Annotated in this window: 10 protein-coding genes and 1 pseudogene; 5 read left to right on the top strand and 6 right to left on the bottom strand. The window is 34.2% G+C overall.

The genetic code is table 11. The annotated features are described in order from the left end of the window. Positions 1 to 192: 192 nt before the first annotated feature. From NH288_RS10720 to NH288_RS10700, 5 genes and pseudogenes are all read right to left on the bottom strand, one after another. Positions 193 to 525: pseudogene (locus tag NH288_RS10720) on the bottom strand (helix-turn-helix domain-containing protein); the annotation flags it as partial. A gap of 45 nt (positions 526 to 570) precedes the next feature. Beyond that, positions 571 to 732 (bottom strand): transposase, encoded by a 162-nt coding sequence (locus NH288_RS10715; protein WP_265215260.1) that lies wholly within the window; start codon positions 730 to 732, stop codon positions 571 to 573. 83 nt (positions 733 to 815) lie between these two features. Then, positions 816 to 2,219 (bottom strand): peptidase S41, encoded by a 1,404-nt coding sequence (locus NH288_RS10710; RefSeq protein WP_265215259.1) that lies wholly within the window; start codon positions 2,217 to 2,219, stop codon positions 816 to 818. Next, positions 2,191 to 3,555 (bottom strand): sensor histidine kinase, encoded by a 1,365-nt coding sequence (locus NH288_RS10705; RefSeq protein ID WP_265215258.1) that lies wholly within the window; start codon positions 3,553 to 3,555, stop codon positions 2,191 to 2,193. Before NH288_RS10705 ends, NH288_RS10710 begins: the two co-directional genes overlap by 29 nt. Next, complete coding sequence (locus tag NH288_RS10700; protein ID WP_106460647.1) at positions 3,536 to 4,249, bottom strand: response regulator transcription factor; 714 nt, start codon at positions 4,247 to 4,249, stop codon at positions 3,536 to 3,538. The genes NH288_RS10705 and NH288_RS10700 overlap by 20 nt, the downstream gene beginning before the upstream one ends. A 154-nt stretch (positions 4,250 to 4,403) precedes the next feature. Between NH288_RS10700 and NH288_RS10695 the strand changes: the two genes are divergently transcribed. Further along, positions 4,404 to 4,655 (top strand): GlsB/YeaQ/YmgE family stress response membrane protein, encoded by a 252-nt coding sequence (locus tag NH288_RS10695; protein ID WP_106460646.1) that lies wholly within the window; start codon positions 4,404 to 4,406, stop codon positions 4,653 to 4,655. Positions 4,656 to 4,702: 47 nt separating this feature from the next. Here the strand turns inward: NH288_RS10695 and NH288_RS10690 are convergent, their stop codons facing one another. Further along, positions 4,703 to 7,594 carry a transglycosylase domain-containing protein gene (locus tag NH288_RS10690; protein ID WP_265215256.1) on the bottom strand — a complete coding sequence of 964 codons (2,892 nt, stop codon included), beginning with the start codon at positions 7,592 to 7,594 and terminating at the stop codon, positions 4,703 to 4,705. A 128-nt stretch (positions 7,595 to 7,722) separates the two neighbouring features. On the opposite strand from NH288_RS10690, the gene hflX reads away from it, so the two are divergent. The 4 genes from hflX to lgt are packed head-to-tail and all read left to right on the top strand — an operon-like array spanning position 7,723 to position 11,113. Continuing rightward, a complete protein-coding gene (gene hflX, locus NH288_RS10685; RefSeq protein WP_265215254.1) occupies positions 7,723 to 8,958 on the top strand; it encodes a GTPase HflX in 1,236 nt (411 codons plus the stop codon). Then, positions 8,927 to 9,583: a YigZ family protein gene (locus NH288_RS10680; protein WP_265215253.1), complete on the top strand. Its 657-nt coding sequence runs from the start codon at positions 8,927 to 8,929 to the stop codon at positions 9,581 to 9,583. Before hflX ends, NH288_RS10680 begins: the two co-directional genes overlap by 32 nt. Then, positions 9,583 to 10,311 carry a YebC/PmpR family DNA-binding transcriptional regulator gene (locus tag NH288_RS10675; RefSeq protein WP_106460642.1) on the top strand — a complete coding sequence of 243 codons (729 nt, stop codon included), beginning with the start codon at positions 9,583 to 9,585 and terminating at the stop codon, positions 10,309 to 10,311. Before NH288_RS10680 ends, NH288_RS10675 begins: the two co-directional genes overlap by 1 nt. 1 nt (position 10,312) lies before the next feature. Beyond that, positions 10,313 to 11,113: a prolipoprotein diacylglyceryl transferase gene (gene lgt, locus NH288_RS10670; RefSeq protein ID WP_106460641.1), complete on the top strand. Its 801-nt coding sequence runs from the start codon at positions 10,313 to 10,315 to the stop codon at positions 11,111 to 11,113. Positions 11,114 to 11,348 lie beyond the last annotated feature (235 nt).

The following is an 11,348-nucleotide window of genomic DNA, read 5'->3' as shown; positions in this document are numbered from 1 at the left end:
TTACTCTTCTATAGCCATATCTACCTTTTGATGCTTCTACTATGGTTGTTATTTCTTTTCTAATTTCTTTATCTTTATCTACTGGACTTTCTAATTTTATCTTCCATTCATAGTATGATGATTTTGGCAATTTAGATATTTCTAACCATTCACTTATCTTGCTTTTAGGATATTCTTTTTGTAACTTGAGGATTATCTTTGTTTTTTCCTTGCTTCTGCTTCCTCTTCCAGGAGCAAGGCTTGTAGCTTTTTTTCGTAGATTATCTTCATTTTGAGAAGTCTATTTTCTTCTCTTAATCTTATTAATTCTTCTCTTTCAGTTTCGTTTATTGGAGTATTAAGTTTAGACTTTTTATTTGATTTGGTCATGTCTTTTTTAGGCCTTCCTCTATTATCTTCTAGCCCAGATAGACCACGTTCTTGATAAGCTTTCTCCCATCTGTACACCATAGATCCATTTACAAGCTTGAAATGTTCTGCAGTCTCTCTAAGCGAAGTATTATTGATTTGCCTATATTGTATTACAGATAGCTTAAATTCACTAGTGAATTTATCCTGATTTTGCTTTTTTCATAAGTTATCAAATCCACCTGATTGATATTTGATTATCCAGTTTTGTAATGAACTTTCGGGTATACCATATTTTTTAGCAACCATCGGGCTGCCTCCAGATTCTCCTGATAAATATTCCGTTACTAGTTTTATTTTAAATTCTTTTGTGTATTTTGGCATACTAAAACCCCTCCATCCGTATTCCGGATTTTGGGGTTCAGGTCAATAGCCTAGTTTTTTGGTGCTTATTTTAAAATTAAAGGTTAACCCGCGATAGATAGGATGCTTCCTATTGGATTTTTAGAATTGATTCTTTGATTATATTCTATATACTTATTTTCGCCCTTTTCTCTAGCTGTGCTTATGCTCACAATAAGGCCTGAGTGGTCTAGCACTAAGAGGCTTGGCATCATATTGTAAATCCTATCATTCATATTTGGATTTGGATCTAGGGCGTTTTTAACTACATAGGCCCCTGAATCCTTTAGTATTGAAGCAAGTCTAATAGCTTCATTAGCGGTATTTGAGTTTACCAAAATATAGATTCCCCTATTAGCAAAGGTGCTATCCTTTTTTATCTTAAGTGTCACCTTATCATAGTAGGAATAGTCACCAAGATTAAAAGAGCTTGGTTTTTCGTTTGTTTTACTTGCTTGATTTTTAATATAAGGGGTTTGGTAATCAGATTCATTTGAATTTTTGATATCTTCTAGGTTTTTGCCTAAAAGAGACCCCCTATAATAAAAGATATCTTCAAAGTTATAGTCTTGATGAATTAGGTATTTCGCAAATTCATTTACAAAGAGATAATTTATAGATGAGTTTTCCTCTAAATCAAGAATAATTCTAGTGATTGATGGGGTAGAGGTCACAGCCTTGGTCATCTCATCTATTATAGTGTTAAGCTCTGAAAGTTTAAAGACAGAAAGGCTTATCCTTAGGGTGCTTGCTGATTCAATTGCTATATTTGTCTTGCTTGTGGTCTTATCGTTTATTATTCTCTTATATCTATTTACAACCTGAGGATTTTCAAGGCTAGTTTTTATATGAGATTGACCCTTATTTTTGTAATAATCAAACAAATCGTCGTAAGTATCCTTATCTAGGATTTTGCTTGCTGGGTCATTTAATAGTGAGAGGTAATTACCCAAAATTGTGAAAAACTCTTGGTCAGTCTTTGAATTGGCAATTTTTTTCTTATATGTTTCACCTTGCTTGATAAAATCTTCATAAGACTGTCTATTGTTTTTATCTACAGCATAGTTTTTAACCATGTATTCAAGAAGCTTATCGAAGTCGCTGGATTTTTCAGCACTTGTTAGACTCCTGCCTTCAGTTGAAGTCACAAAAGCTTCTTTTGATATGTCATCTAGAACTTCATCCCTAAAGCTTGGATAATCTAAAAATTTGTAGGAATTAACTTTTTTGTAGATAAGATAGCTTGGAATAAAGATAACAATTAATAGGCAAGCAAGAAGAGCTATTCTCCTTTGCCTATATATTCTTTGCCTTTCTCTTCTTTTTCTTAGGCGGGCTTTGGCACTCCTGTCCATGGACCTTCTATCTTTAACAACTCTGATTTGGTTTTTTGGTGAAGAATTCCTATCTTTGCTATTTTTATTTACTTTTCTAGACCTCCTAGAGGTGTTTTTCTTTCTTCTTGTCATTGTTCATCCTATTATTTTTCTCAAAGACTACATTAAACTCGCTTCCAAAGCCAAGATTAGATTTAACTCTTATTTTTCCTTCTAAGGCTAGGACAAAGTTTTTGGTTATGGCAAGTCCCAGGCCAACTCCGTTATCTTTGGTATTTCTAGAATCTTCTACTCTGTAGAACCTATCAAATATTCTTGGTATATCTTCTTCTTTTATACCTATACCGCTATCTTTAACACTTACTTGTATTTCTTTTTCATCCTCAGTCAGATTTATCTCTATAGTACCATTTTTGCCTATAGCTTTTATGGCATTTGAAACTAGGTTTTGAATGATTTGGCTTAGCTTATCTCTGTCGGTATAGAGCCTTACATCTTCATCGATATAAGTGTTAATTCTGATATTATTAAGCTTTGCCTTTGCGTTAAAACTTTTTGCGATGTATGTGACAAGCTCACTTACATCCACCATGGATTTTGATAAAACAGCATGTGCAACATTTTCCTCAAAGGTATTTTTAAGTCCAACAATGAGGCCTTCAAGCCTTACTATTTCTGCTGTAAGTGTGTCAAAAGTGGCAGGATCTGCATCTATTATTCCATCTTTCATGGCCTCGATTGTTAGCTTTAGATTGGTTAGGGGAGTCCTAAGCTCATGAGATATATCTTGGGCATATTGTTTCCTAATTGATTCTTGCTTTTTGAGGTTGTTTGAGAGGAAATTTATATTATCTTTAAGATTTTCAATCTCTCTTATATCTGTTTCCTCTTCAATCTGATCATAGACGCCTTCCTTGATAGCGAGGGTGGATTCTCCAATTGAAGTAATTGGATTAGATATATTGGTAGATAAGATTATAGCTATGACTGTTCCGATTGCAAGAGATATTGTAATTGCATAAATTACAGCCTGGGTAAAGTTGTTTTTAACTTCGTTTACACCAGTTAGGTCCCTGTTGTAGCGGATTATAATTTTACCGGCATTTAGGTTTGTTGTATCATCGATGATATTATATTCCTTAGATAGAATCTTAGAATCATCGCTTTTATCACGGCCTTCTAAATGTTTTATAAGCTTGCCAGCTTCATCGTAATATTCAATATCTACTTTTGAATCATGGGCCATGTTATCAAGATATGACCACATGAATTTGCTTGATATATCCTTATCGTTATTTAGTCTTATAAATTGATCTGAGATTTCATTTGGCCTCTTATCATCTAACTGCCTAAATAAGTCGTTATAGTTGATTGTGACCATCAAGGTGATAAGAATTGAAAAAACTAAGATACAAGAGAGAATCCCTGCTATAAAGTTTTTAATTATCTTATTCTTGAGAGTTGTCATCTATGCCACCGGACTTGTAGCCCATCCCATAAATTGTCTTGATATATTGTGGTTTTTTGGGATTATCTTCTATTTTTTGTCTGATATTTTTGATGTGGGTATCTATGGCCCTATCATAGGCATCGTAGTCATAACCAAAAGTTATTTGGATTATCTCATCTCTGGTATAGATTTTGTTAGGGTTTGAAAATAGGGTCTTAAGTATTGAAAATTCATTTTTGGTTAAGTAGATTTCCTCACCATCTTTGAAAAATCTATTGTACTTAAGGTCCATCTCAAGCCTACCATCTAGGGTTTTTATAATATCAGCTCTTGGTATATTGTATTTTTCAATCCTTCTAAGGATTGCCTTTATTCTTTCTATTAATTCTCTTGCAGAAAAAGGTTTTGTTATATAATCATCTGCCCCAAGTCTTAGGCCCTTGACCTTATCATCTTCTTCGACTTTTGCTGATAGCATGATTACAGGTACTTTTGATCTATTTCTGATTTCTTTTATAACTTCCTCACCAGCAAGTTTTGGCAACATCAAATCTAGGATAACTAGGTCAATATCTTCATTTAAAAATATTTTTAGACCTTCCTCACCATCATAGGCTTGAAATACTCCATAGCCTTCCTTTGCTAGGTAAGATTTCACTATATTATTTATGCTTTCTTCATCTTCTATAATTAAAATATTAATCTTTTCCATACTTCACCTTCCAGGTTTATTATACCATAAAGATAAGGAAATTTGTTTTTTATCTATAATATAATTGTTTAAAAAGTCTAAAAATGGATATATATAATAATGTAGTAAATATAAAAATAATTTCTTTGAAATTTTAAATATGAAAGGAGTAATTATGGGAAATTACGGATTTATTATGACTCTAATTATAGGAGCCCTAGCAGGATGGATTGCTAGTAGAATTATGAAAAGAGATGCCGAAATGGGAGGTATTGCTAATATATTTGTAGGTATACTTGGTGGTTACTTAGGTAACTTCATCTTTAAAAACTATGCCGCAGGTACTTTTGGTCAAATCATTACAGCCATTGTCGGTGCAGTGATTTTATTATTTGTACTTGGCCTTATCCAAGGACGTAATAAGTAATAAAAAATAAAGCCGCTTGAAATGTTTAAACTTTCAAGCGGCTTTTTCTATGGTTGTGGATTTTCTTGATTTTCTTCTTTTGACTCTTGGTCTTTTGGTTTTTCCTTATCCTTGTCAGATTTTTTGTCCTTGTCTTTATCTTTTTCATCCTCATCATCTTCTTCCTCAGGTTCTGGTTGACCTAAGTTAGAATAAGCTTTTGGAACTCTTTGTTTCCAGTCTTTTGGATAGATGTTGTTGAATTTACTTGGATCATAGTTGCTCTTTGGATTTATGAATGACCTTGAGACCACAAATTCACTTGGAGTTAGATTACTTACTAAGAGGTTATTTCTTGAATCTACGCTTACCCACTCGTGGACATTATCTTCTGCTGTTGGCTGGTTATTTGGTCCAAAGATTTCCGTGATGACAGTTCCTCTTGGGTCTGCATAAGATGCATCGGTTGGAAGCATACCACTCATAGTATCAACCTTCATTGAAACTATGCCCTTTGGTACTTCAAATGTTGCAGCTTCATAGCCATCTAGGATTTTGTTATTTATTACATTCCACATGAGGGCAGCTCTTTCAGCTGATGTACCTGTCAGTGATATGTTTTGATCATCACAACCCATCCAGATTCCTACTGTATAGTATGGGGTATAGCCTAGGCACCAGAAGTCGTTGTAATCATCTGTTGTACCTGTCTTTGTGGCAAATTCTGTTCCATTTAGGTAGATATTGCCATAAAACTTACCAGCATCTTGTAGGGCAGATGTTATTTGGTAGGCTGTTTCTGGACTTGTTACTTCGTGACTTATTTTTTCCTTTTCTTCAAATAGGACCTTGCCTGTAGAATCTACAATTTTTGAGAAGGTGAGTGGTTCATTATACTTTCCGTAGTTGGCAAGAGCTGCATAGGCTCCTGTCATATCTAGGGCTGTTAGACCACGAGTCATGGCTCCAAGACCTAGGGCTGCGAGGTTTTCGTCATTTATTTCCTTATCCTCATCAGAGCTTACGAAGTTGTCGGCTCCGTTATCTTTGATTATGCCAAAGTTTTTGAGGTAGGAGATTGATGTGTCGATTCCAACCTTATCCAAGGTAGAAACGGCTATTGTATTTGATGACATTTTTATAGCTTCTCTGATTGGCTTTACTCCCATGTAGTATTCGTAGACGTTGTTTGGCCAAGGCTTGCCATCTTCATTTAGCATTTGAGGTACATCATCTACACCTGTTGCAAGGTTAAAGCCATTGTCTAGTGCTGGAGTATAGGTAGCTATTGGTTTAATTGATGAACCTGGTTGTCTAGGAACAGATGAAGCCCTATCAAGGATTCTCATACCTTTTTGGTCACGTCCGCCCATGATAGCCTTGATTTGTCCATTTGCTTGGTCGATTATTACTGTTGATGATTGTGGCTGTATTGTTCCTTCTAGGTCTATATCATAATAGTCCTTATTTATTGAAAAACTTCCATCATCGTAGGCTGTAAATAAGTTTTCGTTATCTTTTAGGTAAGATTTTGAAATAACTATATTATCTTCATCATCTAAATATATATTTTTATTTGAACCTAGGTCTATATCTCCTGTCCTGTGGGTTCTTAGGTTTTTGTTTTCATCATCTAGGGAATAATAGTTTCTAAAGACTAGTTTTGCCTGATCTAGATAGGCCTTGTTTGTTGTAAGAACTATATTCCCTTCATCATCCATATGGGCATCATCAGGTGAGAGTCTTATATCATTATTTTCATTTAAGAAGTTGCTTTTTGCATAATATAAGAGCTTGCCATCAGTATTTATAATATTTCCCCAATTATCATATTTCATCTTAAGTAGGGGAGCGACATCCCAACCTGAAGTATCTCCCATGAGGTAGGATGAGAAGTTGCTATAGATATCTTCAAGAGTTTTTTGCATCTCTGTATCTATGGTGGTTGTTATCTTAAGACCACCATAGTAAAGCCTGTCCCAAGCTTGGTTTTCACTCATATTTAATTTTTCCATAAGTTTAGCTACAACTTGTTTTTCAAGTAGGGAATTGAAATATGAGGCGATTTCGGTATTAGCTCTTTCGGCAGGTTCTATAGATTTTGCTACATCAAATTCCATAGCTCCATCGTAGGCTTTCTTATCGATATAGCCTAATTCTAACATCTTATCTAGTATATATACTTCTCGCTTTATTGGCGCTTCGTTATAAACTGCAGAATATTTTGTCCCATCTATGGTAAATTCACCGAGGACTTTTTCATTTGTCACTTCGCTGGTCTTTAATGACTTATAGAGGGAATTTTCTGATGGAGATTGGACAATTCCTGCAAGGGCTGCGCATTGGGCTAGGTTTAGCTCGGATACATCCTTATTAAAGTATGTTTTGGCTGCTGCCTGAACTCCATAGGTATTTTGGCCCATGAAGACCCTATTTAAGTAGGTTCCTAGGATTTCTTCTTTGCTTAGGTGCTCTTCTATTTCTAGGGCTAGATAAATTTCTTTTATCTTTCTTTGATAGGTTTGATCGTTGCTAAGATAAGTATTTCTAGCAAGTTGTTGGGTGATGGTAGAACCACCCCTTACAATGCTTCCTGCCCTTAGGTTTTCTACCATAGAGCCTAGGATTGATATTGGATCAATTCCCTTGTGTTCATAAAATCTCTCATCCTCTACTGCTACAAAGGCATTTTTAAGGTCATCAGGGATTTTGTTATAATCAACTATTTCCCTATATTGACTTGTAGCAATAGCATCTACTTCATTGCCATCTTCATCTACAATGACTGAGTTTTGACTCATTTCATTTTTTATAGCGTCAGCATCGATTTCTGGTGCACTCTTCATGACTTCAAGCATTGCACCACCTGTTATTCCTGCAAATATTACCATAATCGACCCTAAAAATAGTAAAACTATTAGTAAAATTTTTATGATAATAGCGGCTGCTTTTTTATGCATATGGCCTCCATTTGTATTTTTTTATATTTCGTAAATTATACCTATATCTATTTTATCATTTTTTGCGGGTAAGTTCCATACTTTATTAAATTTTAGATAAAAGTATAATCTTTAGGGAAAGGAATTTTATGCAAGAAGTAATACAAGTCAATGTCCTTGACAGGGATGATGATGAAGAAATTAAAATATATGAATTAGAATCTTTGATAAATACAGCAGGTGGAAAGCCTGTTGCTTTTGTTAGCCAAGTTGTTAGTAAGGTTAATCCAAGATTTTACATTGGTAAGGGCAAGCTTGAAGAGATAAGGGAGCTTGCGGAGAATTTAGAAGTAAAGACAGTAATTTTTGATGTAGAATTATCTCCAAGCCAATTATATAACCTAGAGGAAGAGTTAAAGCTAAAAGTTGTAGATTGGACAAGCCTTATTCTTGATATCTTTGCCCAAAGAGCCCACACCCGTGAAGCCAGGCTTAAGATAAAGCTTGCCCAGCTTAAGTATCAATTACCAAGGATTAATAAGTGGTTTTCATACCTATCCAGACAGGCCGGAGGAATTGGTACCAGAGGACCGGGTGAAACCATGCTTGAAACCGATAGGAGAGCCATAGTAAGAGATATAAAATCCCTTGAAAAATCCTTAAAAGATATCGAAAAGACAAAAGTCACAAATAGAAAATCTAGGGAGTCTTCATTTAATATTTCTCTAGTAGGCTATACAAATGCTGGTAAATCTACTATATTAAATGGGATGATGAATTTGTTTGGTTCGGAAAAATTTGTATATTCTGACGATTTGTTATTTGCAACCCTAGATACATCTACCAGGAGACTTGATTTTTCAAACACTAAGGTGACTCTAACAGATACAGTTGGTTTTATAGATAACCTATCTAAAGAATTAAATGATTCATTCTTAACAACTCTTGAAGAAATTAAATTTGCTGATATGCTATTAATTGTTATCAATTCATCATCTAATATTGAAGGTCAAATTAAGACCATAGAAAAGTCCCTTGATGAAATAAATCTTGAGGGCAAGGATATTATCTATGTCTTTAATAAGATCGACCTTGTCGATGATCTGACAGCTGTAAGTCTTTATAAACGTGAATATGAGAGAATATTCATATCAGCCCATGAAGATAAAGATTTGATAAGACTAAAGGAAGAGATTGTCAAGGTCATAAAAGAAGATTATACAAGGGTAAAGATGCACATATCCTTTAGTGATGGAGCAGTTCTTGATTATATGATGACAAATTACGATATATTAGAAACTGAATATGACAGCGATGGAACTAATATTACTTTTGAAATAAATAAGGAAGATTATGCCAAATTCAACAAATATATCATCAGGTGATTATAAAACAATAGAAGGAGTCAAGACTTCAGAATTTGAAGTTGAAAAGTCAGTATTTATTACAAGGGCAAAGCATGTGGAAAGTGAAGAAGAAGCCTTAGCCTTTATAGAGGAAGTAAGAGGAGACCATAAGGATGCAACCCACAATTGTACAGCTTATATAATAAATACGACTCCAGAAATTAAAAGATATAACGATGACGGCGAGCCCCAAGGCTCAGCCGGCCTTCCCATGCTATCTGTTCTTGAAAAGGAAGAAGCCACAAATGTTTGTGTAGTTGTAACTAGGTATTTTGGGGGCAAGCTTCTAGGCAAGAGAGGACTTGTAAGAGCTTATACAAAAGGGGTAGCTGATACAATTGGTCCAAATCTTATTTACAAAAGAGATTATTTTGTAGTAGAATTAATTTTGTCATATAATCTATTAGGTCAGATAGAAAATTATATAAACGAAGAAAAATATCAAGTAATTGACAAGTCTTACACAGATATAGTAAAGTTTGAAATCTATGTAAGACATGATAAGTACGAGAAGTTTGAAAAAGATCTAATAAATTTGACAAGCGCCAATATAGAAATTAATAAAATAAAAGAGCTAATGCTCTATGAGAAAGGAAGGATTTAATGTCAGGACATAATAAGTGGAGTAAGATAAAAAATAAAAAAGGTAGTGAAGATGCAAAAAGAGGTAAGATTTTTACCAAACACGCTAGAAATATAACAGTAGCAGCTAGAGAAGGCGGACTAGATCCAGAATATAACGCAAGTCTTAAGACAGCTATCGAAATGGCAAAGGCAGATAACATGCCAAATGATAATATAGACAGGGCCATAAAAAAAGCTAGTGGTGAAGCAGGCGGAGAAAACTATGAAAGATTAGTTTATGAAGGATATGGTCCAGGCGGAGTTGCCTTTATAGTAGATTGCCTAACAGACAATAAAAATAGGACAGCACCAGATGTTCGTCATATCTTTGATAAATTTGGCGGAAATCTTGGAACAGATGGATCTGTAATGTTCTTATTTGAAAGAAAGGGAGAGATAATCGTAGATGGAGAGGGTAAAGACTTTGACCAATTTATGATGGATGCCCTAGAAGTAGGTGCTAGTGATGTTGATGATTTAGATGGTTTTTATGAAGCGCTCACAGAAGTAAGCGACTTCAATGATTCAGTAGAAGGCCTAAAGAAAATGGGCTATGAGATAGAAAGAGCAAATATTTCATATATAGCTAACAATATCGAAGTAGATGCTTCTCATCATGAAAAGCTAAACAAATTAATAGATGCTTTAGAAGATCATGACGACATCCAAGAAGTATATCACAATTGGGATATGCCAAGCGAGGAATAAGATGGAATTTAATATAGATAGGGTAGCCTTTTCTATTTTTGGCCTAGACATATATTGGTATGCCATAATAATAATTGGAGGAATATTAATTTCCTCCCAATTTGCCAAGAAAGAATTTGTAAGAAGAGGTTTTGAAGAAGACTTTATTTACGATATACTTTTTGTAATCCTCCCAATAGGAATTATTGGAGCAAGGCTTTGGTATGTAGCTTTTGAATGGGATTTTTATGGAGCAAACCCAAGCCAGATACTAAATTTCAGGGCAGGAGGCCTTGCCATCCACGGCGGAATATTTGCAGGACTTATAGCCTTATGGATATATGCTAAGCATAAAAATATTCCAATATTAGATCTTACAGATGTTATGGTTCCATCCCTTATTCTTGCCCAAGCTATAGGCAGGTGGGGCAATTTTGCAAATTCTGAAGCTCACGGTGGTCCAACAAACTTGCCTTGGGGAATTATAATAGATGGGGTCAAGGTTCATCCTACCTTCCTCTATGAATCAATTGGAGATTTTCTAATATTTCTATTTTTAATATTTTATAGAAAGAAAAATCCAAGCAAGGGCAAGCAAACAGCCATATATTTTATAGGTTATGGAGTTTTGAGATTTTTTGTAGAAGGTCTTAGAACAGATTCCTTATATGTACTTGGTCTTAGGACTGCTCAGCTAGTCTCAATTGGTTTTGTAATAATAGGAGTTATTTTATTTATATATGCACATAAAAATAATCTCCCACCTTATTTTCAAAAAGCTAAATCTAAAGAAAAAGCTGATAGAATAATCAAATTTAAATAAGTTAGTAAATATTGGTGATGTTGCAGAATAGTTAAATCTATTCTGCAACATCACTTTTTTTCTCGGATATTTGTATTAAGTAATTTAATTATATAGAGATTTTTAAGGTGAGAATAAATTTTTCCACATTTTCCTTAAAAATAGGCTCACTTAATAAAGCTTATGAAATTAATATTTTTTTCTTAAGCAGCTTTGTATTTTATGATTTCTAAGTTCTTATTTTCTATTTTGGTTG

This window comes from Anaerococcus sp. NML200537, from assembly GCF_026131715.1.
Classification (GTDB): domain Bacteria; phylum Bacillota; class Clostridia; order Tissierellales; family Peptoniphilaceae; genus Anaerococcus; species Anaerococcus kampingae.
Note: the sequence above shows the minus strand (reverse complement) of the source record. Positions and strands in the feature narration are given on the sequence as shown.

Bases quoted from the DNA above. Each gene is read 5' to 3' on its own strand.
- NH288_RS10715 (WP_265215260.1), bottom strand. From the start codon at position 732: ATGCCAAAATACACAAAAGAATTTAAAATAAAACTAGTAACGGAATAT.
- NH288_RS10710 (WP_265215259.1), bottom strand. From the start codon at position 2,219: ATGACAAGAAGAAAGAAAAACACCTCTAGGAGGTCTAGAAAAGTAAAT.
- NH288_RS10705 (WP_265215258.1), bottom strand. From the start codon at position 3,555: ATGACAACTCTCAAGAATAAGATAATTAAAAACTTTATAGCAGGGATT.
- NH288_RS10700 (WP_106460647.1), bottom strand. From the start codon at position 4,249: ATGGAAAAGATTAATATTTTAATTATAGAAGATGAAGAAAGCATAAAT.
- NH288_RS10695 (WP_106460646.1), top strand. From the start codon at position 4,404: ATGGGAAATTACGGATTTATTATGACTCTAATTATAGGAGCCCTAGCA.
- NH288_RS10690 (WP_265215256.1), bottom strand. From the start codon at position 7,594: ATGCATAAAAAAGCAGCCGCTATTATCATAAAAATTTTACTAATAGTT.
- hflX (WP_265215254.1), top strand. From the start codon at position 7,723: ATGCAAGAAGTAATACAAGTCAATGTCCTTGACAGGGATGATGATGAA.
- NH288_RS10680 (WP_265215253.1), top strand. From the start codon at position 8,927: ATGCCAAATTCAACAAATATATCATCAGGTGATTATAAAACAATAGAA.
- NH288_RS10675 (WP_106460642.1), top strand. From the start codon at position 9,583: ATGTCAGGACATAATAAGTGGAGTAAGATAAAAAATAAAAAAGGTAGT.
- lgt (WP_106460641.1), top strand. From the start codon at position 10,313: ATGGAATTTAATATAGATAGGGTAGCCTTTTCTATTTTTGGCCTAGAC.